Here is a 26,179-nt window from a genome sequence, read left to right on the forward strand (position 1 = left end):
TCCATTTTCGAAGATTGTTTCGTTAGTGTTGAATGCTTTATAAAAATTGAAATGGGTCTGTATTTACCGCAGAAGCGATAACGTCCACTCCATATGCAGAAGAAAGCTGCTTTAAAAAATCTTTCATGGACTGCTTCATTATTGCTTCAATATAATGACCAGGATCAATAATCCCTAATCCTCTATCCAACGCGTTTTGAGCAGTATGGAAGGTAACATCTCCAGTAATAAATACATCTGCTTTTTTATGGATCGCTTGTGGAATATATTTTTCACCACTACCTCCTAAAATAGCTACTGTACGTATGTTTTTCGATAAATTACCGACAACACGCAATCCTCGCACCCCGAGTGATTGCTTTACATGAGCAACGAAATCCGCAAGAGTCATGTCCTCTTCTAGCTCGCCGATTCTTCCTATCCCATAGTTCTTTCCTTTATTGCTAAGTAAATAGATGTCATAGGCAACTTCTTCATATGGATGGGCTTCAAGCATAGCAGCAACGGCACGAGAGACATTCTCTTCTGGTACTATCGTTTCTAGCTTTATCTCATTGACTTTTTCTAGTTGATTTTCTTTTCCAATAAAAGGACTTGTTCCCTCTAACGGCTTGAAGCTTCCTTCTCCTTCTGTTTGAAATACACAATGACTATAGTTTCCTATATGACCTGCCCCACTTTCGCTCAGTGCGTCCATCACGGAATCAACATGTGTTTTAGGAACAAATACAGCCAGCTTATAAAGTTTTTCCGTGAATACGTCTTCCATTACTCCTTTAACTTTAATACCCAGCTTTTGTGCAAGCATGTCATTTATCCCACCATCGGCAATGTCTAAGTTCGTATGGGCAGCATAAACGGAAATATTGTGAGAAAGTAACTTTTTTATAATTCTTCCTTGTATGGAATCAACATTTAGTTGCTTTAGCGGGTTAAAAAACATTGGATGATGAGCGATAAGTAAGCTTACGTCCTTTTCAATTGCCTCATCGACTACCGCTTCTGTCACATCTAATGTTGTCATTATCTTTTTCACTAAGTGGTTAGAAGAGCCAATTTGCAGTCCTACATTATCCCATTCATACGCAAAATGCTTTGGTGCCATTTGTTCTAATGCGCGAAATATATCGTTGTTTTTTAGTTGTTTATCCATCCTGTAAAACCTCCTCAATCCAATTTAATTCCATTTCAAATTGGGAAAGCTTTTCAACATTTATTTTTTTGGCATTTTTCATATCTGAAATAATTCGATTGTATTTTTTTCGTTCACTCTTCCACTTTTCATAGAAAAGCTTTGAACGTTCTTTTAAAAGGTGCGGTCCAAATAGAAGCTGCTTTTCATCAAGTATAATCGTTTCTTTTTCTTCTTTCCAACGATCTCCTACAATTATCTCATAGAAATGCCCGTTTTCTAGCATCAATACTTCGGCACTAATGTGAAATTGATGCTGTTGCATCCATCTGCGAACATCCCGTTCGTCAATATTTGGTTGGGCAATAATACGATTAACAAGAGATAGCTTATCTTTACCGTTTTCTAGTATATCTCGAATTAAAGAACCGCCCATGCCAGCAATAACAATTTGCTTTACTTCACCATCTCGTAATATTTGCAAACCATTCCCCAGTCTAGCGTCTACTGCATGCTCAAGCCCAAAATTTTGAATCGTTGCTAATGCGCTTTGATACGGGCCATGATTAATTTCACCCGCTATTGCTCGTGAAGATGAATCACACTTACAAACATAGCAAGGTAAATATGCATGGTCAGAACCTATATCTGCAAACAGAGCGTTTTCGGGCAGAAAAGAAGCGACTGTTTTCAGCCGTTCGGATAATTTCAATTGCATGGACATTCTTGCCTCCTATTTATCATGTGTCAAATTCATTGTTAAAAATCAATTATGTGTAACGAATAAACGGAATTTATTTATCAATATTAAAACAAAAGAAAAGCTTTCTGGCATATCACACAGAAAGCTTACTTTTTATGACATCTATCATCATAACATATGCATCCTACTTTTTCTCGCTAAGCCAATCAGCGATTACTTTCACTTCTTCGTCAGCAAGACTTTTTTGTGGAGGCATATTGCCTTTACCATTTTTTATCACATCCGTAATTTCATCAACCGAAAGTTTAGAACCGACTTTAGTTAAATCTGGTCCCATTCCTCCTGATAGATCAGCTCCATGACACGCTGCGCAATTTGATTCATATATTGCTTCTGGATCGTCTGAAACTTCTCCGCCCCCTTGTTCCTCAGTAGCTCCACCTTCCTGAGCTTGTTCGATGTCATCACGCTGATTAACTCCGATAACTGAGATCACAATCACCGCAAGAATCCCAATAATAGCAATAATTGCATAAGGTATAACTGGGTTTCTCTTCATTGTATTTCCTCCTTATGTATCCCCATTTTCTTTGTTATGTAGCTAAAAGCTATATCTATTTTACTTGAAAACCTAAATAGTTTAAAGCATTTGATGTAAAAATTATAAAATGAGGTAGCCAACTGCAATAAATAATCCAATAAAGCTACTAATCATTAAGTAATTTAAACGTAATTTTCTACTTATCCAAAACCAAAAAATAAAATGAAATAAAACGATTATTGCACTTACAGCACTTCCCAAATCAAGCTGTTTTACAAAAAAATCAGAAATAATTAAAAACAGAATAAGCATTACTACTAAAGCAATATGAAAGGAAGAATCCCTTACATGCTTATAGTTGTTGAGCATCCATCCCGAAAAACCAAAAAATAAAAGTAAAATAGAAAGTTGCAAAACAAGTTGAAATTGAGTAAAATAAATGACAAGAAATGAAAACGGTACCAATAGGACTAGAAGAAAGAACTGAAGTCCCTTCTTCATTGTCCAAGTACCCATTCGTTGATTTGAAATCTTTTCTTCATCTTCGAATGTTGAAGCTTCACCATTTGTATATAGTGCGAGCAAAAAATCACAATACATTTCAGGCAATAGTTTATGTTGCTTCCAATAAAGTATTTCTTTAATAATTGTGGTTGTACGCTGATCGTTCAACATATACACCTCGGTTCAATGCTTCCTGTAAAAACAGGATTAGCCAAGTCATTGTTCAAATGCTCCCAATGACTTGCTAAAATTAATCGAGGAAATCCTTTAATCGTTTACTACGACTTGGATGTCGAAGTTTCCTTAAAGCTTTCGCCTCAATTTGTCGAATTCTTTCTCTAGTTACACCAAAAACTTTCCCAACTTCTTCTAATGTCCGTGTTCTTCCATCATCCAGTCCAAATCGTAAACGAAGAACATTTTCTTCTCTGTCTGTAAGCGTGTCTAGCACATCTTCAAGCTGTTCTTTTAACAGTTCGTATGCTGCATGGTCTGATGGAGAAACAGCTTCTTGGTCTTCAATAAAGTCACCTAAATGGGAATCGTCTTCTTCCCCAATTGGTGTTTCTAATGAAACAGGCTCCTGGGCAATTTTAAGAATGTCTCGCACTTTATCTGGTGAAAGTTCCATCTCTTCACCAATTTCTTCTGGAGTTGGTTCTCTACCGAAATCTTGTAACAATTGACGTTGAACTCGAATTAGCTTATTAATTGTTTCTACCATGTGAACTGGAATACGAATGGTTCTAGCTTGATCGGCAATCGCTCTCGTTATCGCTTGTCTAATCCACCATGTTGCATACGTACTAAATTTAAAACCTTTTCGGTGGTCAAATTTTTCTACTGCTTTAATTAGACCCATATTCCCTTCTTGTATCAAATCAAGGAATAGCATTCCGCGTCCAACATAGCGCTTTGCAATACTAACAACCAGTCGAAGATTCGCTTCAGCGAGACGACGTTTTGCTTCTTCATCGCCTTCTTCAATGCGAGTCGCTAATTCAATTTCTTCCGCTGCTGAGAGTAGATTAACACGCCCAATTTCCTTTAAATACATCCGGACTGGATCATTAATCTTAATTCCAATAGGGACGCTTAAGTCATTTAAGTCGAATTCTTCTTCCTCTTTCGCAATTTCCTTCATATTAGGATCTGTTTCTGAATCTCCAATAACCTCTACACCTTGTTCTCCTAGAAACTCATAAAATTCATCAATTTGATCGGATTCTAATTCAAAGTGAGATAACCGATCTGCTATCTCTTCATACGCTAATGAGCCTCGTTTTTTCCCAATTTCCAGTATTTGATCCTTCGCCTGTTCAAGGGTTAATTCGATTTCATTTTCTTTCGTTTGTGAAGACTTATTTTCAGCCATGAGTCCCCCTCCTTCCAAAATTACATATTATATCAATCATTGCTTCATATGTTTTTGAAGCTGGATTATTTGCATTGCTATATGTGCTGCTTTCGCAGTATCATTTTGTTGTTCTGCTAATAATTGCTGTTTTTTTAATTCACGGATACTTGAAACATCGTTTGTTTCCATTTGAATAAGTCGAATATAATCATTAATTTCTTTTTCACTTATTTCTTCATGTATTGGGATCATTGCAATCTCAATTACTAACTGCCTTACTTCCTCATCCTCAAGCATTTGAATAAAATTACTTACATTGGATGAACGTCCTTCTTCATAATATGCATATAAATGGGTCGCTATTATCTTATGTGCATCAATATTAAACCCTGCACCTAATTCCTCCTGTACCCTACTCGCAATATAATGATCTTGCAGCATATAAGCAATAAGTTGTCTTTCAGCCTTGTGAAAAGCTGGTAGCATCTTTGGAGCTTGATAAAAGTTAGATTTTTCCTTAGTATATCTATCTTTTAATCGCTTATCCTGCTTATGTTTATTGGTTCCACGATGCTTGCCTAGTTCTTCTTTTAAAGTTTCCAAAGATATATCAAATTCAGTGTGCAGTTCATTTAAATAGAACTCAAGCTCAATAGAACTTTCCAGTTTACTAAGCTCTTTAATAATTAATTCGATATATTGAATGCGATCTCCTTCAAGACTCATATTAAAATCTCGTTTTACATAGCGCATGTAAAACGCAATAAAAGGATCACTTGGTGTGATAACTTCCCTTTGAAAGGCCTCCCCACCAAATTGATTAATAAAGCTATCTGGATCAAGACCGTCTTTTATATTGGCAATCTTCACCTGACATCCAGTTTGACGAAGCAATGTCGCTGCTTTATACGCACCTTCTAATCCTGCTTGATCACCATCAAAACAAATAACAACTAACTCTGTATACCTTCTTAACAACTTAGCTTGCGTTTCCGTTAATGCCGTACCCATTGTTGCCACAGTATTGCGAATTCCTGCTTGGTAGGCAGAAATTACATCCATATATCCTTCAAACAAAATGACCTCATTTGTTTTTCGAATATACTTTTTCGCCAAATCAAAGTTAAACAATAGCTTTCCTTTTCGGAATAACTCGCTCTCTGAACTATTTAAATATTTGGGACCATCCTCTGTAATGGATCTGCCTCCAAATCCTACTGTTTTCCCGAGGTGATTCCGAATTGGATAAATAACCCTTCCTTTAAACTTGTCCGTAATACTGTGATCATCATGTACAGTAATTAAACCTGCCTTAACTAGAATTTGTTGATGGATTCCCTTTTTTTCCAAGAAAGAAGCCGTGAAATTTTTCACTCGAGGTGCAAATCCCAGCTTAAATGCATCAATGGTTTCGTCATTTATTCCTCGATCTTGAAAATATTGATAACCTTCCTTACCATCCTTTGTGTACCTGAGCAAGTGGTGATAAAGCTTGGTTAGCCAGTCAAAAGCAAGTACCATCTGCTGCTGCTCTTGGGACATAGATGTTTCTTGCGGCACAGCAAATTCAGGTAAAGCAATGTCACTTCTTCTTGCAAGCTCCCGCACAGCTTCGTGGAACGAGAAGCTTTCCATTTCCATAAGAAATGTAATAACATTTCCTCCTTTTCCACACCCAAAACAATGAAAAATTTGTTTATCTTGGGTTACAGAGAAAGATGGAGTCTTCTCTCCATGAAAAGGACACAATCCAAAAAAGTTTCTTCCTTGTTTTTTTAATTGAACATATTCTCCAACTACCTCTACAATATCATTTGCTTGACGAACTTGTTCAATTAATTCTTCTGGTATTTGATTAGACAATGATACCACCATGCTTTTATATTATTCGATGTCGCTTTAAAAAATCCTTCATCATTCGACATTTTTTTTGATAAAGTCGAAAAAAATTTCCTTCTTAGGGTAAAATAACGTGAAGAAGGATGATTACATGATGAATTTACTATGTTCACTCACTTCTAGTATTTCCTCTTGATGTGAAGTGTTAAACATAGATTCTTACTTGGATTTGATGCCTTAATAATACTTCTACGTTCACTTTGCGATTTCCTTCTTATTTCTCAATGTCTTATTTTTCAGAATATCTCTCCTGTTCAATAAAGCATTCTAGGCCATATACCACTTCTATTTTTACACAAATACTAATTATAATACATCATCAATGGTAATTCCATTTAAATGCGCTTAAATTTATTGGTAATTTATGTGTACATAAAAATCGGCAAGGAAAACATCCTATCTTAGCGGATATTTTCCTTGCTTAGACTTATTTTTGAATTGATTGAAGAATTAAATTTGCTGTTTCTTCTACAGCTTTACTTGAAACATCGATGACATTACACCCAATTTTTTCAACAACTTTATCAAAATAATCTAACTCCTGATGAATTCGTTTCATATTAGCATAAGTAGCTTGATCGCCTAATCCTAACGCTTTCAATCTTTCTTTACGAATATCATTTAATTTGTCGGGACTAATACGTAATCCAATACATTTATTAGGATCTACTTCAAACAATTCCTCAGGAGGATCTACTTCAGGAACAATTGGTACGTTTGCAACTTTTAATCGCTTTAAAGCTAAGTATTGTGATAAAGGCGTTTTTGACGTTCTCGAAACGCCAATCAAAATAATATCTGCTCTAGAAATTCCTCGCGGATCACGTCCATCATCGTATTTTACTGCAAACTCGATTGCTTCTACTTTCCTAAAATAATCTTCATCTAACTTATGGACAAGTCCTGGCTGCATTCGAGGTGATTTTTCATATACTCTTTCCATCGCTGCAAGAACTGGACCCATAATATCGATTACTTCTACGTGAAGCATTTTCGCCTGCTCATTCAAATAGCCTCTTAAAAGAGGGTCTACTAACGTGAACCCAATAATCCCTTCATTTTCTTTTGCAAGCTGCAAGGTTTCGTCAATTGTTTTTTTATCTTCTACATATGGAATTCGTTGAATTCTATATTCCCCATTATTAAATTGGCTTAATCCAGCCTTCATTACTAATTCAGCTGTTTCACCTACCGAATCAGATAACACATAAGCAAGTGGTTTCGTGTTCATTTATTATTTCTCCTCCCTGCCTTTATAAATGCTCATCCATAATTAATTCTACAAATGCTTTTGTTACCGTTGTTTTAGTAACTCTTCCAACCACTTCTAAACCAGCATCCGTATCTTTTACAACAGGAACACCATCAATCTGCTTATCGATTAAAATTTTGGCAATATCAATTAATGGATCTTCTTTTCTACAAACTGTTATATTCGGCATTCTCGTCATAATGATATGTACCGGAATATGATTGAGGTCTTGTTTTCCAATACTTGCTCTTAACAAATCTTTCCGAGAAAGAACACCTGTCAAACAAGAATGTTCATCAACTACAAACAACGTTCCAACATCCTCTAAAAACATCGTTGAAATGGCATCATACACTGAGACACTTTCATTAACGACAATTGGAATGGATTGATATTCTTGAATTTTAAACTTTTTTATTTTTTCGGTTAGTAATTCGGAGCCTGTTTTCCCTGTATAAAAATAGCCGACTCGAGGACGTGCGTCCAGATATCCAGCCATTGTTAAAATAGCAAGGTCTGGGCGGAGTGTCGCTCTCGTTAAATGCAACTTCTCAGCTATGTTTTCCCCTGTAATCGGGCCATTTTCTTTTACAATTTCAATGATTTTTTCTTGTCTATTTGATAATTCCACTATCTCACCACCCACGTTCAATATGTCATACAGCTTCTAAATATTATATATGATTACGAGTGGAAAAGGAATCTATGCCATACAATTGTCATATAAACCTCACCTTACACATATGAGTATGGCTTCTTACAAAATGAAGCGTACTGTCTATATTACGAATAATATACGCTTCCACTCCCTAAGCTCGTTTAAGTTAAAAATGCTGTTTCCACTCTATTGCAGACAGGTCAGCAAAATTCAAAATAAGAGATCCAATATTCGTTAACAATGCAAGCCGATTATTTCGAATTGCTTCTTCCTTGGCCATGACCATGTTCTCATTAAAGAAGTGGTGAATAGGTTCAGCGAGTGTTGCAAGCTGATTCAATGCTTCCTCAGCATCAAAGGCTGCATTTGCTTTCGCGAAAGCTTTCGTAACGTTTTGTAGTGCCTGAGATAATGCTGCTTCAGACTCAGTTTGGAATAACTCCGCTTTCACCTCACGATTTTCTTTTGTCTCCATTAAATTCAGAACTCGAACTAACCCTTCCTGTGTTGGTTTAAATCTAGGATCATTCCGTTTTTCGGAAAGTATTTTAGCTTTTTCTATCGTATATGCTACATTTCCTACTGCATTTTTTGTTACAGCAGCTATGACATCAACTTCAATTGCTTCTTCTTTAAGAATGAAGTCCATTCGCTGACGCATAAAATCATTTAACTCTTTTTCAAAATCTGGTGTTCCTTTTATGGATGATGCCTCATATAACGTAATCGGAATCCTTAATAGTTCCTCTAAGGATATTTTCCAATCTTGTGCTAGTAATATTCTCAGGATTCCGATTGCTTGTCTTCTTAGTCCATACGGATCCTGAGAGCCAGATGGTCTTAAACCAACATAGATACAACCAGTAATTGTATCCAGCTTATCCGATAAGCTTAATACAGCACCGACAAGTGTTTCAGGCAAAGCACCATTCGACTGTTTTGGTAAATATTGCTCTGCTATTGCTCTAGCAACATCCTCATCCTCGTTAAAATGCAGGGCATATTTTTCGCCCATAATTCCTTGAAGCTCTGTAAATTCATTTACCATGTTCGTAACTAAGTCATATTTACTAATCTCTGCTGCACGAACTACTTTTTCTGTTTGCTTAGCGTCTAAATGTAATAGATTAGCTAAGTGCTTGGCAATATTACTTGTGCGTTGCACCTTATCATGTATCGTACCTAAATCTTTTTGGAAGACAACTTGCTTTAATTTTGCTAAATAATCATTTATTGAATGCTGCTTATCTTCATCAAAAAAGAATTGGGCATCAGAAAGTCTTGCACGAAGTACCTTCTCATTTCCTTTAACTACTTTATCTAATGCAAAGCTATCCCCGTTTCTTACTCCTATAAAATAATGAAGCAGTTCTCCCGTCTTTGATTTCACAGGAAAGTATCGTTGGTGTTCCTTCATGGAGGTAATTAACACTTCAGAAGGTAATGTAAGAAATTGTTTATCAAATTGTCCAACAAACACTGTGGGATATTCGACAAGGTTGCGCACTTCATCTAACAATGCTTGATCAATTGGAATAGTATATCCTTCACGTGCTTCAATTGCATTAATTTCATTTAAAATTATCGTTTCTCTTCTTTTAGGATTTACAATAACATGTTGTTCTTCAAGAATTTTTTCATAATCAACAGGATGGTGAATTACCATTTCTTTTCCTAAAAATCGGTGCCCGTAGGTTATATTGCTTGTTGTTACGCTAGCAATTTCAAAAGGAATAACTTCATCTCCATACAAAGCTACTAGCCAGCGAATAGGACGAGCATAGCGTATTTTTTCAACGCCCCACTTCATATTTTTTGCAAAGGAAAGAGACTCAATAATTTCTTTAAACTGCGTTAATAATTGGAAGCTAGGCTTCCCTTCAATCCGTTTATTAACAAATATATAAGAAATTCCTTTTATTTCTTTCGTATATATGTCTGCGGTTGTTTTGCCTTGACCCTTCGTAAAACCAATTGCAGCTTTCGTCCAATTGCCATCAGCATCTTGAGCAATTTTTAAAGCAGGCCCTTTTGCTTCTTCCTCAACCGTCGTTTGCTCTTCAGCCAAGCCTTGAATTAGAATAGCTAATCGTCTAGGAGTCGAATATGTGGTAATTGTTTCAAAAGCAACACGTAACTCCTTTAACCAGCTTTCTGTTTTTTCTTTTAACTGCATTTCTGCATCATCAATAAACCGAGCTGGTAATTCCTCTAGTCCGATTTCGAATAAAACGTCCTTTGCCATTTATTTTTCCTCCTTTTTCAGCATAGGAAATCCAAGCTTTTCTCGTTCTTCTACATAAGCTTTTGCAATCTTTCTAGCTAAGTTGCGAATCCTAGATATATAGCCGGTTCTTTCTGTTACAGATATAACTCCTCTGGCATCGAGCAAATTAAAGGTATGCGAGCATTTGAGAACATAATCATAAGCTGGAAAAACAAGCCCTTTTTCCATTGTCTTTCTCGCTTCTTCTTCATACATTGTAAATAATTGAAATAACATATCTGTGCTTGATTCTTCAAAGGTGTATTTTGAATGCTCGTATTCAGGCTGCAAGAAGATATCTCGCACTGTAAATCCTTTCGTCCACTCTAAATCGAATACATTTTCCTTATCTTGTATATAAGAAGCTAAGCGTTCGATGCCATATGTCAGTTCAACTGCAACTGGATTTGCTTCTAAGCCCCCAATTTGTTGGAAATAAGTGAATTGCGTTATTTCCATTCCATCTAACCAAACTTCCCATCCAAGACCAGCTGCTCCAAGGGTTGGATTCTCCCAATTATCCTCAACAAAACGAATATCATGCTCTAACGGATTTATTCCAAGCGCTTTAAGTGATTCTAGATACAATTCTTGAATATTGTCTGGTGAAGGTTTCATAATTACTTGAAACTGATGATGCTGGTATAGTCGGTTTGGATTTTCGCCGTATCGTCCATCCGCTGGCCTTCTTGATGGCTCCACGTAAGCTACATTCCATGGTTCAGGACCAAGACTCCTAAGGAGCGTCATTGGCGACATTGTGCCAGCCCCTTTTTCCACATCATAAGCCTGCATTAAAATACAATTTTGCTTTGACCAATATTCTTGTAACGTTAAAATCATTTGTTGAATATTCATATTGTTATCCTCCACTCTATTTTCTTTTAAAATCAAAAAACCGTCCCTATGTCAATTGTAGACATAGGGACGGTTATAACCGCGGTTCCACCCTATTTGCTTCCGAATTGGAAGCCACTTTATATGCAATATTGCTCCAGAGTGCCTTCCGATATGCTTCATGATCCAGCTTCCACCACCTCTGGACTCGCTTTGCAAGGGTCACATAACGTACTCTTCTCTATCGTAGCAATGTATAATTATTATGTAAAAATGATACGCTATTCATTCGTATTCGTCAACTTAAATTACTAGGAAAGACGGTCTAATTGATTAAGAAACCTTTTACTCTTCAATGCATAACCACCATATTGATCATAATACTGATCAAGTATTTGTCGAATCAATTGAATGTTCTCCTCTTTCATTGAGATGTTTCCAATTCTTTCTAAGCCTACCTGTGCGAAAAGCTGAAAAAGCCGTGCTACTGAATTGGACAGTGAAACCGCCTGTATATCTTTAGACATACATCCTTTACAAAGAAAGCCACCTTCTAAAACAGAAAACGCAAATGGCGACTGCTTACTCCCACATTGCACACATTTATCCACGGTTGGTAAAAAACCGCCTATCTGATAGGACTTTAACTCATACATCATAACCGGAATTTGATAATCATCATGATTTTCAATCCATTTCATTGTTGCGAAAAGCTGCTGATAGAGATATATGTTCGGCTTTTTATCTTCTACTAATTTATCAGTTAATTCAAGCAAAAAAGCAGCATATGCTGTTTTAATAATATCTTCACGGATGGAACGAAAGGAGTGAATAATATCTCCTTGCTGTATAGTACTTAGACCTTTTGACAAATAAACAAAAAATTGTCCATGGATGAATGGCTGCGTTAAAGCAGCCATTCTGCTTTTAGGTTTTTTTGCCCCTCTGGCAATCGCTGAGAACTTTCCTATTTTTTCACTGAAAATCGTAACGATTTTATGCGTTTCACCATAATCCGATGTTTTTATTATAATTCCATCAATTTTCTCAAGCACATCTGTTCATCCTTTTTACTACCGCATGTTTTTTGAGCTAAAGGTTGATGGCTCAGAGCGTTCTAAAAGTTCGAGTTCCCTTGTATCTGATTCTTTTTCTAACTCTTTTAATAATAAATAGGTTTCAATATTTCCTGTTTGACTAAAAAGTTTCCACGTCAAGTCGATCACAAGAAAACCCACCTTTCTTCATCCATTATCCGGATATATTTTATAAGGTTAGACAAAGCAAAAGCTCCCGAGAACTGTCTACGCTCTTAGATTTTCCATCCTGCGTAAAACAATTAGTAAAAAAATTTACCATGTTTAATAATCGTCATTCCGAAAACCAAATTGATTTAGCTGACTTTGTTTATTTCGCCAATCTTTTTGAACCTTAATCCAAAGCTCCAAGTACACCTTACTACCAAGCAATGCTTCTATGTCTTTACGGGCATTTTTCCCAATTTGCTTTAACATGCTTCCTTGCTTTCCGATTAATATTCCTTTTTGTGATTTTCTTTCTGTTATCACGACAGCCTGAATAAATACCGTATCATTATCGCGTTCTTCGATGTTTTCAATATCTACAGCAATCGAATGTGGTATTTCTTCACGGGTTAAATGTAACACTTTTTCTCGAATTAATTCACTTATAATAAATCGTTCAGGATGATCTGTTACTTGATCTTCTGGATAATACTGCGGCCCTTCAGGCAAGTGAACTTTTAATACATCTAATAAATGATCGACATTATTTCCTTCTAAAGCGGATATCGGAATAATTTCTTCAAATTCACATTTATCTTTATACAATTCAATAAGCGGTAATAACGCTTCTGGATGAACTAAATCAATCTTATTTACAATTAGAAATACTGGCTTACGAACCTTTTGTAGTAGATCTAGGATATACTGGTCCCCTTTTCCATACCCTTCCTTTGCATCAATCATAAATAAAATGGCATCCACTTCATTTAAAGTGTTCTCTGCAATCCGGACCATGAAATCCCCTAGACGATGCTTTGGTTTATGAATACCGGGTGTATCAATGAATACGAACTGCGCATCCTGTTGTGTAAGTACTCCTTGAATCTTATTTCGTGTTGTTTGCGCTTTATCACTCATGATGGCAATCTTTTGCCCTACTACACGATTTAAGAAAGTTGATTTTCCTACATTGGGTCTTCCAATGATAGCGATAAATCCTGATTTATAATTTGTTTTCACATTGCTTCCTCCAAGACGTAATAAAAATTGTTAAATAAAGCATGTTCATTCTGTTATTATTATCATACTATAAAAAACACATGCTTTCATGAATTCGACAAAACCTTCCTAATTATAATCTTCATTGCCAAATTTTGAAACAACAAATTTTCCTTTCATAAAAAATAAGGCTCCAACAATTGGCAGCCTTACAAACCAAGTAATATCTTTATTTTCGGAAGGAACACGATACATCCGATAACGACAGCCATCATTGCTGCTACTAATACGGCACCAGCTGCAATGTCCTTAATCAACTTTGCAGCTGGATGAATTTGTGGGCGTACATAGTCTAAAAAGCTTTCTATCGCCGTATTTATCATTTCACAAATGAGTACCATTCCAATCGAAATGATTACGGCAATCCACTCAAAACGACTGATTTGAAAATAAAAACCTGCAATAATCACTAAAAAAGCAACACCCAAATGAACTTGAAAGTTTTTTTCCATTCGAATAATTTGCTTCAACCCACTCCATGCATAACGAAACCCGATTCCGCGCTTTTTATCGCTCAAGATTAAATGCACCTAATATTTCATCTTGGAGTTGAAACATTTCCTTTTCATCTTCGTCATTCAAATGATCATAACCTAAAAGATGCAGAAATCCGTGGACAGCTAAGAAGCCAAGCTCGCGCTCGATAGAATGATTATAATCATCTGCTTGCTCCTTTGCCTTGTCGATTGAGATAACAATATCACCTAAAACTAGAGGAATTTCTTCCCCAAGGATTTCTATTTCTCCCTCTACAGATTCTTGTAAAGCAAAAGAAATGACGTCTGTCGGCTTATCTTGTCCTCGATAATTTCGATTTAGTTCTTGAATTTCTCGATTATTAACAAAATTAATCGATATTTCTGCTTCCTGTGGAATCTTTTGCCTTTTACCTGCAAATTGAAGTAATTGATGAAGCATGTCAACATATTCTGATGGTATCGACTTCGTATTATCATGGAAATAAATATGCATTAGTTTGCCTCCTTCATTGGATATTGAATTCTAGAATGAAATATTCCCTTAAGTGTTTCCTGAATAACTCGATGCACTTCATTTAACTCTTTAATTGTTATCGGACATTCATCAAACTGCCCGTCCAATAAACGGTCATTAACAATTGAAGCGACAATATCATCAATCTTTTCTTTTGTCGGTTCCTGTAATGACCGTACAGCTGCCTCTACAGAATCACAAATACAAATGATAGCAGCTTCTTTCGTTTGTGGTTTAGGACCCGGATAGCGATAATCCGCTTCCAAAACGTCTGGATTCTGCTCTTTTTCTTTATAATAAAAGAATTTTAATAAGGAAGTACCGTGATGTTGCATTGCTATATCAATAATTTCCCGTGGCAGCTTATATTTTTTCAACATATCTGCTCCATCATAAGGATGGCTAATAATAATTTCTGCACTTTCCTTCGGAGCAATCCGATCATGCGGATTTGAAATTGCAAGTTGGTTTTCTATGAAATAATGCGGACGTAATGTCTTTCCTATATCGTGATAATAGGCTCCCACCCTTGCTAGCAACCCGTTGGCTCCGATCGCATCACAAGCTGTTTCACTTAAATTTGCTACCATTACAGAATGATGATAGGTTCCAGGTGCCTCCAGAAGAATTTTCTTTAATAATGGTTGATTCGGACTAGATAACTGTAATAGCTTCATGTCCGTTAAGATATTAAGCCCCGTTTCAAAAAACGGCAGTAATCCAATCGTTAATACTGCAGATAAAAAGGCCGATGATACGCCAAAACCGAGTTGTATCATTAAGCTAGAGAAGGCATATTTTTCAAAGGATAGAAATAAAAATAATAATATAGCAAGCATATTAATAACAGACATTCCTATACCTGCTTTAATAACTGCCAATCTATCCTTTGGATTAGCAAGGAAAATAATTGCAGCTATTTGAGAAAAGAAAAAGTAAATGCCTGCTTCCATGTTCAATGATCCAGCTATTTCGCCATTAAATAAGATAGTTGCGATAATAGAAAATAAACTAGCATAGACGATAGCTAGCCGCTCATTAAGAAGTTGTTTCAGCAATAACACACCTGTTGCTACTGGTACGACTAAATAAAGCTGATTCGTCTGGGTCGTATATATGCTAACAACCTTCATCAATGTAATTACAAAAATACTAATTAATAAGATAGCGGTCATTTTCTTTAAATTCAATTGTTTTCTTTTATCTAAAATGTATGCTTCATAGCCGATAATACTCACAATTAGCAAAACAAAGAAAGCTAAACCAACTAATGGATAAACGTTTCGCTCATTATTTAACAATCCAACAAGCTGTAATTCTTCATATTTCTCATTGGTGATTGTTTGCCCTTCACGTACAATTATTTCTCCTGCTCGAATAACGACAGGCTCTACATTTGCCGCCGCTTCTTTTTGTGCTTCCATCGTCTTTTTCGCGTCAAAAAACGAATTATCGATGACTGCAAATTCACTCAACGCTTGCAACGCTTTTTTCAAATTATCATTTAAAGAACTATATTTAATGCGTTGCTTAATTTCGGACATCGCACTATTTATATTCTCAACCCGAACTCCTTTTTCCATTACCTTTTTTAACGCAGGTACAAAAACTTCTTCTCCTTTATCACGATCCTTTTTAGGTGTCTCAATCAAGGTCACCAAAAGACTATCATTTACATTTTCTGTGATCTCCGCGGATAGGATTTGCTTTAAATTCATCAGTTTTTCTTGCGTTGAAATCGGGCTTTCTTCTTTCGTTTTTTCTGCTTTATATCCGGCCTCAAGCTTTGTAATCGCATCAAAAATCTCTTCTACATAAGCAACTCTCTCTGCTGTAATTTCGGTTGAAATATCAAATCGATCCTCAACAGATTGAACTGCTTCTCGTGTCTTTCGTTCTGTTTCTTGCTCATTTTCTATTGTAATAGGAGATCGTATCGTCTCTTTCGCATTATTAAATCGTTCAATATCTAGTGTTTTCGTGTAAATATTGTCTAATGAAATCAAAAAAAGGAAAGCACCAAGCAATAAGCATGGTACTATGACGGTCACCCATTTAGATCTTGTTCGCTTTATGAATCTAACAGCATTTACAATTTTTGATTTCATGGCAGCCACCTTCTACATTTATTAAGGAACTAAGTGGATACTGTATTACTGACTCTGTTCATATGCATCAATAACTCGTTGTACAAGTGGATGTCTCACAACATCTGTCTGACTAAGGTGAATGAACGATATCCCTTCAATCTTAGACAAAATACGATCAGCTGCTTGTAAGCCCGAAGTAACTCCCTTTGGTAAATCGATTTGTGTCACATCTCCTGTGATAACCATCTTCGACCCAAATCCAAGCCTAGTCAAGAACATTTTCATCTGCGCTGGTGTTGTATTTTGTGCCTCATCTAAAATAACAAATGCATCATCAAGTGTTCTTCCACGCATATATGCCAGTGGAGCAATTTCAATTGTTTCGCGTTCAATGAGCCTTGCTGTATGTTCTGCACCAAGAACATCATGAAGTGCATCATATAGAGGGCGTAAGTACGGGTCTACCTTTTCTTTTAAATCGCCAGGCAGAAAGCCAAGACTCTCACCAGCTTCTACAGCTGGTCGCGTTAAAATAATCCGCTTAACTTGACCGTTTTTTAATGCACGCACAGCCATTACTACCGCTAAATACGTCTTTCCTGTTCCAGCAGGTCCAATTCCAAATACCAAGTCATTTGTTTTTATCGCAGCTACATAAGTCTTTTGACCAAGTGTTTTTACCCGAATGGATTTTCCTTTTGAATTCTTCGTTATTTCGTCTTCAAATAATGTTTCGAATTGCGCAAGCTTCCCTTGTTTAGCTAAATCAACTGCGTACACAATATCTCGTTCGGAAATCGTTAATCCCTTTCGAATAACGTTTAATAGTGTTAACAATATTTGTTGGACAAGGCTTTTACTCTCATCCGTTCCAGTCACACCTACTTGCTCGCCTCTTGTTATAATCGATACATTTAATTGCGCCTCAAGATGCTTTAAGAATTTATCATTCGCTCCAAATAATTCAAGCGCTTCATTTGAATTAGTTAACTGTAAATCAATCAATTGTAAGTTATCTGTCATAATCAATCTCCTTGATAAATACCTCAGTCTCCATCCTTACTGTTCTTCTGAATAGGTACTTCCTTTACAATATCTTCTTCGACTGTTAGATATAATTCTAAGTTAACTTTACCACGCTCTGTGGTTACATGCAAAACTTTTTCCGATATTACCTTGGCATCTGGACCTAATTCATATACCAGTTCTTGTTTAGCCTGTTCAATACCAATTTGAATCGCCTCTTCCTTGGTACGCTTCGTTGTGTGATATGTTTTTTCACTAATACTGGATTCAATAAACTGAAAGGGAAGCTTCCATTTTAAAAAGTAAATCGGATTCTCGTTTTGTTCTACAAAGATATCTGCATATTCTGGTGTTTTAAATCCCCAAATTGGTACTTGAAAATCATTAATACCCATGTAATATCTTTTTTCTTGTTTTCCAGTGAGCACCTCATATTTCGCTTCAAGTGGAATTGATACTGCTACCTCGTACCATGTATTTGCGATAACTTGTCCCTCTGAAGCTACGAATACCTTATTCTTATCCTTTTCCTTATTATTCTCCTCACTTTGATTTAATACTCCTGAAACAAGTACATCACCAGGCTTTACAAAATCATTCACTGCGACCTGGGGAACCCCTTTTGATATATACATTTTTTTAATTGTTCCTTTTTTTGTAGCAACCAAATGTCGTGGACCTTTTACCTTATCTTCTTTTACAATAAGCTTTTCTACTCCTTCAAGCTGAAAGGTTGTCCCCTTTTTTTGCACGCCTATCCATAACAATTCCGGTACATCGCGCATTAGCTTCTTTTGAATGTCACTTGGCGTACCAAGTGACAATGTCCACGCTCCTTGATGGATCCCGTAGCTTTCTAATTGTTTCACTACTTTTTCTTCTATTTCTTTTGGTAATCCATTAATGTCAACCTTCCAAATAATATTTGAAAGAAAAATGATAGCAAATATGCCAATTAATAATCCAAATAACACTTCTTTTCTTTTTATAAAGCGATGAAATAAAAAAGGGAACCCTTTACGCCCAACAAACGAAATTCGATAATTACCTCTTCGTTTAATCTGCTTTATTGCATGAATGTCCGACAATTTTACATTTCCAACGCAGGAATCTACCCCTTTTTTTCGGACATTCCAGACTGAAATCCCCTGTTCCACACATTTCTGAAAAAACAATTCAGGCATATTCCCTTTCACTAATATTGTGACATAACCAGATAAAAACTTCCCTTGTGTGTGTTTCATTTCCTCCTCCTCCAAAGCACTCTATTATTCTGAAATAAAGCGAATATCGGTAATTGTTCCTTCTAATAATATTTCTTCAGGTAGCATCATCTTTAAAACAAAAGAAGAACCCTTAATCTGGATATAACCTTTCGTTGCTCTCAATCGTAGTTCTTCATCTGTAAATAAAGCTAAACCTTTATGATTTTCAATATACGCATGGATTTGTCCAATAACGGTTATCCTCGGTAGCTCTAATACGACATCGGAAGGCAGTGCAAGGTATTTAATTAAAAGTGGACGAATTCGTTGTTGTATATTTTTCATACGTGCAGCCCCCTCTCACACTTCTATGTTTATGAATAATCTAAACAGATAAGAACAAGGAAAATGCGTGCCCTAACAATGCTGTGAATGAATCCATAAAAAAGTATCCTTAGGATAATCTCCTAAGGATACTTTTTGTTTATCTATTATTTCTATCTGTTATGATGTTTCGATATGGCTTTTTAGCTCGAGGAGCACCCAACACTTCCGCCATGATGACACTGTCTACAAGTCCTCTTGATGTTAACCGGTTTTCCATCTGCTTTTTTCGCTTATGAATGGAATAGTGAGAATTTTGATGCTGTTGCTTCATTCCATTCATTTTTTGCTTTCCTGTATGCTGTTTATTTATGTGCTGCATCGAATGATCCATGGTTGTGTTCACTCGATTTGCTAAGCGTTCCAATTGTTGCTGCTGTTGCTCTTTAATAGATGCCGGTTGAACTGTAACCATTTCCTGCTCTGCATGTTGTTTTTGCACTTCAACCGAAGGAGGCACAGTTCGGCCTCTTTCAGAAGCAGTAGGAACTGGTCTTGGACTTTGTGCAGGTCTCGGATTTCTAGTTGGATTAGAACTTTCTTTTCTTTGATCCTCTTTACTAGTAGAATCACCAAAAAATTTAAGCAGCCCACCAACAATTAATGCGATAATAACGATGTTATCCATAATAAAATCCATACAAACCCTCCTTACAAATTGTCAGGGTTATTATTTATCACCGTCTTCAAGATCATCTTTTTCTTCAGAAAGTTTTCCAATTGAATCGCGCATTCCTGTATCTGCATTGATGTTTTGATAATTCATATAATCCATCACACCCATTTTTCCAGAGCGTAATGCCTCTGCAAGTGCTTTTGGAACATCAGCTTCTGCTTCAACAACCTTCGAGCGCATTTCTTGAACTCGAGCAACCATTTCCTGTTCTTGTGCAACAGCCATGGCACGACGTTCTTCAGCTTTCGCTTGGGCAATGTTCTTATCTGCTTCTGCTTGATCAGTTTGAAGAATCGCACCGATATTTTTACCGATATCAACGTCAGCGATATCAATAGATAAAATTTCAAAGGCTGTACCTGCATCAAGCCCTTTTGAAAGTACGGTATGTGAAATTGAATCTGGATTTTCTAATACTTGTTTATGTGTTCTTGAACTACCAATCGTACTTACTACACCTTCACCAACACGAGCAATAACAGTTTCTTCACCCGCACCACCAACTAATCGATCAATATTAGCACGTACTGTAATTCTTGCTAATGCTTTCACTTCAATTCCATCCATTGCTATACCAGCAATAAACGGTGTTTCAATAACCTTTGGATTAACACTCATTTGTACTGCCTCTAGAACATCACGACCAGCAAGGTCAATAGCGGCAGCTCTTTCAAATGTTAGCTCCATATTGGCACGATGTGCAGCGATTAGTGCGTTAACTACACGGTCAACATTACCACCTGCTAAGTAGTGGCTTTCCAATTGATTTGTAGTCACACTTAAACCTGCTTTATGTGCTTTAATTAAAGGGTTAATAACTCGATTTGGAACAACACGACGTAGTCTCATTCCAATTAACGTAAAGATTCCAACCTTAACACCGGCAGCTAGTGCGCTGATCCACAGCATGACCGGAATAAAAGTAAACAAAATCGCCACTGCGATTAAAATGACTGCGATTATGATAATCGGCATAAGTTCAGCTAAACCCATTATTCATTCCTCCTAATTATTGTGTTATTTTATATCAAAAAGTCGATTACGACCTTTGATTACCACTTTTATACTTCGCGTACAACAACACGTACGCCTTCAACTTTTACAACCTTTACTTTTCGGTCTTTTTCAATAAAGTTTCCTTCTGAAATGACATCAATTCGCTCGCCATCCATTAGTGCGGTTCCAGAAGGACGTAACGGTGTTATCGTTTCTCCTTCCAATCCAATTAACTCAAGACGTGTTTGCGATGATACATAACCAAGCTCTGTTTTCGTACTATCCTTTAAAATAATATGTCTGAACAAGCCTTTTTCCATCCCGATTGTTTTAAAGAGAATAACAGATGCAATAATCGCTACTAAGAAAGCTATTCCGATACTCATTGCCATATGCCCGACATCCGCACCGGCCACAAACAGCGATCCAATAACTGCTCCTACACCTAAGAGTCCGACTATACCACCCGGAACAAAAAATTCAGCAATTATTAACACAATCCCAAGCACTAATAATATGACTGCTTCCATTCCTGCAAGACCTGCCACGACATGGCCATAGAAGAACAAGATTAGTGCAACAAGTCCCATCGTACCCGGAACGCCAAAGCCTGGAGAATATAATTCTACAATTAACCCTAAGCTAGCAATGGATAATAAAATAGGAACGACAATTGGACTCGTTAAAAATCGGGCAATTTCCTCTGCCAAGGTGGGCTTCGTTTCAACGATGGTTGCATTCGTAAGGTTTAAATCATGCAACAGTTCAGTCCGATGGGATACGACGCTTTCAGCATACCCAACTTTCACTGCATCTTTTGGACCGAGGGTTAGAAATTTTCCTTTCGGAGCTCCGTATTCAGGTAAGTCAATATCTGCATCTGCCATAGCTAAAGCATACAGCGGATCTCGTCCTTTTGATTCTGCAGCTGTCTTCATTTGAGCTAACCATGCTGATTGTGCTTTTTTATCGGCAGCCGTTCCATCTTGATTGATAATTCCACTTGCTCCCATACGCGTATGTGGTTTCATATAGATTGTGTCCGTATTCAAAGCAATATAAGAACCTGCTGACAATGCTTCACTTACAACAAAAGAAGTGGTTGGGATTTCTAAATCCTGCAGTAAAGACGCTATTTTACCAGCCGCATCGACTCTTCCTCCAGGTGTATCAATCTCAAAAATGATATGATCTGCACCTTCTTCCGTTGCCTCCTTTGTTGTACGAGCTAGAAAGGCTTCAAGACCACGTTCTACTTCATTTTTCACAGGAATGACATAAACAAGCTTGCCACTTCCCTCTGTTTTTGCTGAACTAAAAGTAGGATGAGTCATAAAAACAGAAAAAAACATAAATACTACAAATATGTATGTAATTACTCGTCTAACAAGCAAATAAACACCCCCTTTACCTTGGTAAGAAATACGAATCAACTAATTGTAAAGTTTCATTTTATGAAATAAATATTCACTACCATTCATAGTACCATGAATAGATACACATTAGCTATTATTGAAATTTATTTCTTTTCAAAACATCCAAAAGGAAATTTTCTGGTTAACGCTTTGTTTTTTCATTAAAAAAATCCTTGTCTATGTTGACAAGGACTTTTTTAATTTAAATTAGTTCAAATGCTTTTGTACAAGTCTATTGACTAATGCACCATCTGCTTTTCCTTTTACTTTTGGCATAATGGCACTCATCACTTTACCCATATCTTTTTTGGAAGATGCACCTACTTCTTCGACCGTTTCCTGAACAACTGCCTCAAGCTCATCTTCTGTAAGCTGGGCTGGCATATATTCCTGTAGAATCTTAATTTCAACATTAAGCTTCTCAACAAGATCTTCGCGTCCAGCAGATCTGAATTCTTGGAGGGAATCTTTTCTTTGTTTCAGTTCTCTTGATAAAATAGTTAATTCTTCATCTAAAGATAGTTCACTTTTACCAAGCTTGATCGATTCGTTTTGCAATGAAGCTTTTACCATTCGAATAACGCTAAGGGTTTCCTTATCTTTACTTTTCATGGCTTTCTTCATATCGGTGTTTAGTTGTTCCAATAATGACATCTCTTGCACCTTCTTTAGAATTTACGCTTTCTAGCAGCTTCCGATTTCTTTTTGCGACGTACGCTTGGTTTTTCATAATATTCACGCTTACGATATTCGGATAGTGTACCACTTTTTGACACACTACGTTTAAAGCGACGAAGAGCATCTTCAAGAGACTCGTTTTTACGAACGCGAGTTGTATTTGACATGCTAATTTCCCTCCCTCCGAAGCATAAAACAGAATGTAAAGGCATATGTAAGAAGATATCACATGCCTTTTGTAATTATAATATATCCATTGTTACAGGTCAACTGCTTAATTCTCAATAATACGAAGAGAGGACCACATTCTAATAATCCGAGGAACCTGACTTCCCTTTTACTATATCAATACCAGCACTAGCACCTATACGTGTCGCTCCTGCTTCAATCATAGCTTTTGTTGTTTCAAAATCACGCACACCACCTGAAGCTTTCACTCCCATTTCTGGTCCAACAGTTTGACGCATTAATGTAATATCCGCAACAGTCGCACCACCACTAGAAAATCCTGTTGACGTTTTTACAAAATCGGCGCCTGCTTCTTTTGCGAGCTTGCAGACACGTACCTTTTCTTCATCTGTAAGCAGTGCTGTTTCAATAATTACCTTTGTTAATGCTTTTCCTTTTGCTTCTTTTACAACCGCCTCAATATCTTGTTTCACAAATGCATCATTACCTGATTTTAATTCACCGACATTAATAACCATGTCCACTTCTGTTGCACCATTTTGAATTGCTTGCTTTGTTTCATACACCTTTGTTTCGGTAGTTGTTGCACCGAGTGGAAAACCTATTACTGTGCATACTTTAACATCTGTCCCTTGTAATATTTCTGCACATCGTGATACCCAATGAGGATTAACACATACAGATGCAAAGGAATGCTCCTTTGCCTCAACTGCTAATTTCTCAATTTGATCCTTTGTTGCTTCAGGTTTTAGTAAGGTATGGTCGATATATTTCGCTAAATTTTGCATTGTTTTACTCCCTTTCAGTATAAGTTGTACGTACCTCTTTTGTTATCATAGCATGCTTCCGTTAAAATAGCTAATGAAAGCCTTTTCTCATCTTTAACTTATATAGATATAAGAAATCCATGAAGCATTATGATTCACACTTCATGGATTTTTACACTTTTACTAACATTTTATTAAGCTTTTGCTTTTATGGATGCATGTGTTGCATTTTCCATCTCTCTAACAAAAACACCTTCATTTATAGGGTATCCAGCTTTGGTTATTTTCACACGTACAATTTTTCCTATCATATCTGGGGTTCCTCTAAATTGCACTTTCAAATAATTATCTGAGTAACCAACGAAAAGATCTGGATGAGCTGCATTTTGAATATGTTCTTCTGGAATAATTTCCACTACTTCGTTTTCGTAGCGTGAAGCATATTCTTTTGCAAGCTGATCTGAAAGCTCAATCATACTCGTTACACGCGCATTTTTCACATCTTCATCGACCTGATCCTGCATTCTAGCAGCAGGGGTACCGGTTCTACGTGAAAATGGAAATACATGAAGCTCCGAATAACCTACTTTACGTATAAAATCATAGGTTTCTTGAAACTCCTCATCCGTTTCTCCGGGAAAACCAACAATTACATCAGACGTTATCGCTAAATCAGGTAATGCTTTACGAATCTTTTCAACTTTCTCGAAGTAAAAGCTTGACGAATACTTTCTACGCATACGAGCAAGAACGGAATCCGAACCAGATTGTAAAGGTATGTGTAAGTGACGAACGACCTTTTCTGATTTATCTAATACGTCGATTACCTCATCTGTAATTTGGCTTGCTTCTATCGAAGAAATACGAATTCGTTTTAGCCCTTCTACTTTTGTTTCAAGATCTATTAATAGCTTAGCAAAATTATAGTCATTCATGTCTTCGCCATACCCGGCAGTATGAATCCCAGTTAAAACAATTTCTTTATACCCAGCATCTACTAACTTTTGTGCTTGGCTAATAACACTTTCTGGATCCCTTGAGCGTAATAATCCGCGAGACCAAGGAATAATACAAAATGTACAGAAGTTATTACATCCTTCTTGAATCTTCAACGATGCTCTAGTTCGATCGGTAAACACAGGAACATCCATTTCTTCAAATACACGATTTTTCATAATGTTTGAAACACCATTAATTGGCTCGCGCGTTTTTTGGTGTTCTTCAATATACTTGATCATGTTTTTTCTGTTCTGTGTACCAACTACAACATCTACACCTGGAATTTCCATAATCTCCCCAGGGGATGTTTGTGCATAGCAACCTGTAACACAAACGACAGCCTCTGGATTTTTACGGATGGCTCGTCGAATAATTTGTCGACTCTTTTTATCTCCAGTATTTGTAACGGTACACGTGTTAATAACATAGATGTCTGATTGGCTATCAAAATCAACGCGTTCATAGCCATTTTCTTTAAACATCCGCCATATTCCTTCAGTTTCATAATGATTAACCTTACAACCCAATGTATGAAAAGCCACAGTAGGCATTACGAACACTCCAATTCTTCAAAATGATAGGAAATACTTGCTAGTGCATAGAGCGCTGCGGTTTCAGTCCGCAAAATTCTTCGTCCTAATCGGACTGGAACAAATGCATGCTCTTTTAAGGTATGGATTTCAGCTGGAGAAAACCCACCCTCTGGACCAATACAAATTAAGATGCTTTCACCTGGTTTCAGCTGTGAAAGTTGCTTGCTAAAGGAATGATGCACATCTGTTTTAGCTTCTTCCTCATACGCGATAACACACACATCGTAGTTTTTACTTTCTTCTACGAGCTGTGGAAGCGTCACTCTGTTTTTAATATGTGGAATGGTATTTCGATGGCACTGTTCACTCGCTTCTTTCACAATCTTTTGATACCGACTTAATTTCTTTTGAGCCTTTTTATCATCCCATTTTACAACAGATCGTTCCGCTTGAAAAGGGATGAAGGAATATGCGCCGAGCTCGGTTCCTTTTTGAAGAACAAGTTCAAATTTATCTCCCTTTGGTAGACCCTGGACAATTGTTGCCTTCACTGGTAGCTCAGAAGATTCTTCTAACCATTCTTCTATATATAGAGTAATCTCTGACTCATTCAATTCGGTAATTTTTGCCGTCCCTGCTTTTCCACTCGGATGATTACATATAACCAAATCACCTACAGTGTTTCGCATAACTTTTACAATATGATGTGCATCCTCGCCAGTGATGATAACATGTTTACCATCCCAATTATTTTCTGGAATAAAATACCTTTGCAA

27 protein-coding genes and 1 other annotated feature are annotated in these 26,179 nt (G+C 36.7%); all 27 genes read right to left on the bottom strand.

What is annotated here, in order from left to right; genetic code table 11:
- Positions 1 to 37 precede the first annotated feature (37 nt).
- The 27 genes from SPK86_RS02650 to SPK86_RS02780 all read right to left on the bottom strand — a co-directional run bounded on the left by SPK86_RS02650 (position 38) and on the right by SPK86_RS02780 (position 26,179).
- Positions 38 to 1,153, bottom strand: a complete 1,116-nt coding sequence (locus SPK86_RS02650; protein WP_284140419.1) for a Nif3-like dinuclear metal center hexameric protein — start codon at positions 1,151 to 1,153, stop codon at positions 38 to 40.
- Positions 1,146 to 1,856 (bottom strand): tRNA (adenine(22)-N(1))-methyltransferase, encoded by a 711-nt coding sequence (locus SPK86_RS02655; protein WP_284140420.1) that lies wholly within the window; start codon positions 1,854 to 1,856, stop codon positions 1,146 to 1,148. The genes SPK86_RS02650 and SPK86_RS02655 overlap by 8 nt, the downstream gene beginning before the upstream one ends.
- Before the next feature lie 163 nt (positions 1,857 to 2,019).
- Positions 2,020 to 2,394 carry a cytochrome c550 gene (gene cccA, locus SPK86_RS02660; RefSeq protein WP_284140421.1) on the bottom strand — a complete coding sequence of 125 codons (375 nt, stop codon included), beginning with the start codon at positions 2,392 to 2,394 and terminating at the stop codon, positions 2,020 to 2,022.
- A 102-nt stretch (positions 2,395 to 2,496) separates the two neighbouring features.
- On the bottom strand, positions 2,497 to 3,051 hold the full coding sequence (locus SPK86_RS02665) for a hypothetical protein (RefSeq protein WP_330948611.1): 555 nt from the start codon (positions 3,049 to 3,051) through the stop codon (positions 2,497 to 2,499).
- A 79-nt stretch (positions 3,052 to 3,130) separates the two neighbouring features.
- Positions 3,131 to 4,255, bottom strand: coding sequence for an RNA polymerase sigma factor RpoD (gene rpoD, locus SPK86_RS02670; RefSeq protein WP_284140423.1), 1,125 nt, complete (start codon positions 4,253 to 4,255; stop codon positions 3,131 to 3,133).
- Positions 4,256 to 4,291: 36 nt separating this feature from the next.
- Positions 4,292 to 6,100, bottom strand: coding sequence for a DNA primase (dnaG, locus tag SPK86_RS02675; protein WP_284140424.1), 1,809 nt, complete (start codon positions 6,098 to 6,100; stop codon positions 4,292 to 4,294).
- Positions 6,101 to 6,563: 463 nt separating this feature from the next.
- The gene (locus tag SPK86_RS02680; protein ID WP_284140425.1) at positions 6,564 to 7,367 is read right to left on the bottom strand and encodes a pyruvate, water dikinase regulatory protein; all 804 of its coding nucleotides are present in this window, start codon (positions 7,365 to 7,367) and stop codon (positions 6,564 to 6,566) included.
- 22 nt (positions 7,368 to 7,389) lie between these two features.
- The gene (locus SPK86_RS02685) at positions 7,390 to 8,019 is read right to left on the bottom strand and encodes a helix-turn-helix transcriptional regulator (RefSeq protein ID WP_284140426.1); all 630 of its coding nucleotides are present in this window, start codon (positions 8,017 to 8,019) and stop codon (positions 7,390 to 7,392) included.
- 193 nt (positions 8,020 to 8,212) lie between these two features.
- Positions 8,213 to 10,291, bottom strand: a complete 2,079-nt coding sequence (gene glyS, locus SPK86_RS02690) for a glycine--tRNA ligase subunit beta (protein ID WP_284140427.1) — start codon at positions 10,289 to 10,291, stop codon at positions 8,213 to 8,215.
- Entirely contained in the window at positions 10,292 to 11,170 is an 879-nt protein-coding gene (glyQ, locus tag SPK86_RS02695) for a glycine--tRNA ligase subunit alpha (protein WP_284140428.1), read from the bottom strand.
- 62 nt (positions 11,171 to 11,232) lie between these two features.
- Positions 11,233 to 11,406, bottom strand: a binding site (T-box leader).
- Positions 11,407 to 11,460: 54 nt separating this feature from the next.
- A complete protein-coding gene (gene recO, locus SPK86_RS02700) occupies positions 11,461 to 12,204 on the bottom strand; it encodes a DNA repair protein RecO (protein ID WP_284140429.1) in 744 nt (247 codons plus the stop codon).
- Positions 12,205 to 12,222: 18 nt separating this feature from the next.
- A complete protein-coding gene (locus tag SPK86_RS02705) occupies positions 12,223 to 12,375 on the bottom strand; it encodes a YqzL family protein (RefSeq protein WP_284140430.1) in 153 nt (50 codons plus the stop codon).
- Positions 12,376 to 12,510: 135 nt separating this feature from the next.
- Positions 12,511 to 13,413: a GTPase Era gene (era, locus tag SPK86_RS02710; RefSeq protein ID WP_284140431.1), complete on the bottom strand. Its 903-nt coding sequence runs from the start codon at positions 13,411 to 13,413 to the stop codon at positions 12,511 to 12,513.
- A 188-nt stretch (positions 13,414 to 13,601) separates the two neighbouring features.
- A complete protein-coding gene (locus tag SPK86_RS02715; RefSeq protein ID WP_284140432.1) occupies positions 13,602 to 13,970 on the bottom strand; it encodes a diacylglycerol kinase family protein in 369 nt (122 codons plus the stop codon).
- Complete coding sequence (gene ybeY, locus SPK86_RS02720; protein WP_284140433.1) at positions 13,960 to 14,424, bottom strand: rRNA maturation RNase YbeY; 465 nt, start codon at positions 14,422 to 14,424, stop codon at positions 13,960 to 13,962. Before ybeY ends, SPK86_RS02715 begins: the two co-directional genes overlap by 11 nt.
- Entirely contained in the window at positions 14,424 to 16,553 is a 2,130-nt protein-coding gene (locus SPK86_RS02725; RefSeq protein ID WP_330948612.1) for an HD family phosphohydrolase, read from the bottom strand. Before SPK86_RS02725 ends, ybeY begins: the two co-directional genes overlap by 1 nt.
- A gap of 45 nt (positions 16,554 to 16,598) precedes the next feature.
- A complete protein-coding gene (locus SPK86_RS02730) occupies positions 16,599 to 17,558 on the bottom strand; it encodes a PhoH family protein (protein ID WP_284140436.1) in 960 nt (319 codons plus the stop codon).
- Positions 17,559 to 17,581: 23 nt separating this feature from the next.
- On the bottom strand, positions 17,582 to 18,805 hold the full coding sequence (gene yqfD / locus SPK86_RS02735; RefSeq protein WP_330948613.1) for a sporulation protein YqfD: 1,224 nt from the start codon (positions 18,803 to 18,805) through the stop codon (positions 17,582 to 17,584).
- A 24-nt stretch (positions 18,806 to 18,829) separates the two neighbouring features.
- On the bottom strand, positions 18,830 to 19,111 hold the full coding sequence (gene yqfC / locus SPK86_RS02740) for a sporulation protein YqfC (RefSeq protein ID WP_284140438.1): 282 nt from the start codon (positions 19,109 to 19,111) through the stop codon (positions 18,830 to 18,832).
- Between the two features lie 139 nt (positions 19,112 to 19,250).
- Positions 19,251 to 19,790, bottom strand: a complete 540-nt coding sequence (locus SPK86_RS02745) for a hypothetical protein (RefSeq protein ID WP_330948614.1) — start codon at positions 19,788 to 19,790, stop codon at positions 19,251 to 19,253.
- 30 nt (positions 19,791 to 19,820) lie between these two features.
- Positions 19,821 to 20,819: a flotillin-like protein FloA gene (gene floA, locus SPK86_RS02750; protein ID WP_284140440.1), complete on the bottom strand. Its 999-nt coding sequence runs from the start codon at positions 20,817 to 20,819 to the stop codon at positions 19,821 to 19,823.
- A 68-nt stretch (positions 20,820 to 20,887) separates the two neighbouring features.
- Complete coding sequence (locus SPK86_RS02755; RefSeq protein ID WP_284140478.1) at positions 20,888 to 22,174, bottom strand: NfeD family protein; 1,287 nt, start codon at positions 22,172 to 22,174, stop codon at positions 20,888 to 20,890.
- A 270-nt stretch (positions 22,175 to 22,444) separates the two neighbouring features.
- The gene (locus tag SPK86_RS02760) at positions 22,445 to 22,891 is read right to left on the bottom strand and encodes a GatB/YqeY domain-containing protein (protein WP_284140441.1); all 447 of its coding nucleotides are present in this window, start codon (positions 22,889 to 22,891) and stop codon (positions 22,445 to 22,447) included.
- Positions 22,892 to 22,905: 14 nt separating this feature from the next.
- Positions 22,906 to 23,082, bottom strand: coding sequence for a 30S ribosomal protein S21 (rpsU, locus tag SPK86_RS02765; RefSeq protein WP_284140442.1), 177 nt, complete (start codon positions 23,080 to 23,082; stop codon positions 22,906 to 22,908).
- 141 nt (positions 23,083 to 23,223) lie between these two features.
- Positions 23,224 to 23,892, bottom strand: a complete 669-nt coding sequence (deoC, locus tag SPK86_RS02770; protein ID WP_330948615.1) for a deoxyribose-phosphate aldolase — start codon at positions 23,890 to 23,892, stop codon at positions 23,224 to 23,226.
- Between the two features lie 173 nt (positions 23,893 to 24,065).
- Complete coding sequence (gene mtaB / locus SPK86_RS02775) at positions 24,066 to 25,421, bottom strand: tRNA (N(6)-L-threonylcarbamoyladenosine(37)-C(2))-methylthiotransferase MtaB (RefSeq protein WP_284140444.1); 1,356 nt, start codon at positions 25,419 to 25,421, stop codon at positions 24,066 to 24,068.
- Entirely contained in the window at positions 25,421 to 26,179 is a 759-nt protein-coding gene (locus tag SPK86_RS02780; RefSeq protein ID WP_330948616.1) for a 16S rRNA (uracil(1498)-N(3))-methyltransferase, read from the bottom strand. Before SPK86_RS02780 ends, mtaB begins: the two co-directional genes overlap by 1 nt.

Origin of the sequence: Virgibacillus sp. MG-45 (assembly GCF_036409425.1) — a bacterium.
In the GTDB taxonomy this organism is placed as follows: domain Bacteria; phylum Bacillota; class Bacilli; order Bacillales; family Amphibacillaceae; genus LDC-1.

Excerpts from the sequence above, each read along its gene's own strand:
- SPK86_RS02760 (WP_284140441.1), bottom strand. The coding sequence starts at position 22,891 with ATGTCATTATTGGAACAACTAAACACCGATATGAAGAAAGCCATGAAA.
- yqfC (WP_284140438.1), bottom strand. The coding sequence starts at position 19,111 with ATGAAAAATATACAACAACGAATTCGTCCACTTTTAATTAAATACCTT.
- SPK86_RS02650 (WP_284140419.1), bottom strand. The coding sequence starts at position 1,153 with ATGGATAAACAACTAAAAAACAACGATATATTTCGCGCATTAGAACAA.
- mtaB (WP_284140444.1), bottom strand. The coding sequence starts at position 25,421 with ATGCCTACTGTGGCTTTTCATACATTGGGTTGTAAGGTTAATCATTAT.
- SPK86_RS02680 (WP_284140425.1), bottom strand. The coding sequence starts at position 7,367 with ATGAACACGAAACCACTTGCTTATGTGTTATCTGATTCGGTAGGTGAA.
- SPK86_RS02725 (WP_330948612.1), bottom strand. The coding sequence starts at position 16,553 with ATGAAATCAAAAATTGTAAATGCTGTTAGATTCATAAAGCGAACAAGA.
- SPK86_RS02745 (WP_330948614.1), bottom strand. The coding sequence starts at position 19,790 with ATGGATTTTATTATGGATAACATCGTTATTATCGCATTAATTGTTGGT.
- cccA (WP_284140421.1), bottom strand. The coding sequence starts at position 2,394 with ATGAAGAGAAACCCAGTTATACCTTATGCAATTATTGCTATTATTGGG.
- glyQ (WP_284140428.1), bottom strand. The coding sequence starts at position 11,170 with ATGAATATTCAACAAATGATTTTAACGTTACAAGAATATTGGTCAAAG.
- glyS (WP_284140427.1), bottom strand. The coding sequence starts at position 10,291 with ATGGCAAAGGACGTTTTATTCGAAATCGGACTAGAGGAATTACCAGCT.
- rpoD (WP_284140423.1), bottom strand. The coding sequence starts at position 4,255 with ATGGCTGAAAATAAGTCTTCACAAACGAAAGAAAATGAAATCGAATTA.
- ybeY (WP_284140433.1), bottom strand. The coding sequence starts at position 14,424 with ATGCATATTTATTTCCATGATAATACGAAGTCGATACCATCAGAATAT.
- deoC (WP_330948615.1), bottom strand. The coding sequence starts at position 23,892 with ATGCAAAATTTAGCGAAATATATCGACCATACCTTACTAAAACCTGAA.
- rpsU (WP_284140442.1), bottom strand. The coding sequence starts at position 23,082 with ATGTCAAATACAACTCGCGTTCGTAAAAACGAGTCTCTTGAAGATGCT.
- floA (WP_284140440.1), bottom strand. The coding sequence starts at position 20,819 with ATGGGTTTAGCTGAACTTATGCCGATTATCATAATCGCAGTCATTTTA.
- yqfD (WP_330948613.1), bottom strand. The coding sequence starts at position 18,805 with ATGAAACACACACAAGGGAAGTTTTTATCTGGTTATGTCACAATATTA.
- SPK86_RS02655 (WP_284140420.1), bottom strand. The coding sequence starts at position 1,856 with ATGTCCATGCAATTGAAATTATCCGAACGGCTGAAAACAGTCGCTTCT.
- SPK86_RS02730 (WP_284140436.1), bottom strand. The coding sequence starts at position 17,558 with ATGACAGATAACTTACAATTGATTGATTTACAGTTAACTAATTCAAAT.
- SPK86_RS02755 (WP_284140478.1), bottom strand. The coding sequence starts at position 22,174 with ATGTTTTTTTCTGTTTTTATGACTCATCCTACTTTTAGTTCAGCAAAA.
- SPK86_RS02665 (WP_330948611.1), bottom strand. The coding sequence starts at position 3,051 with ATGTTGAACGATCAGCGTACAACCACAATTATTAAAGAAATACTTTAT.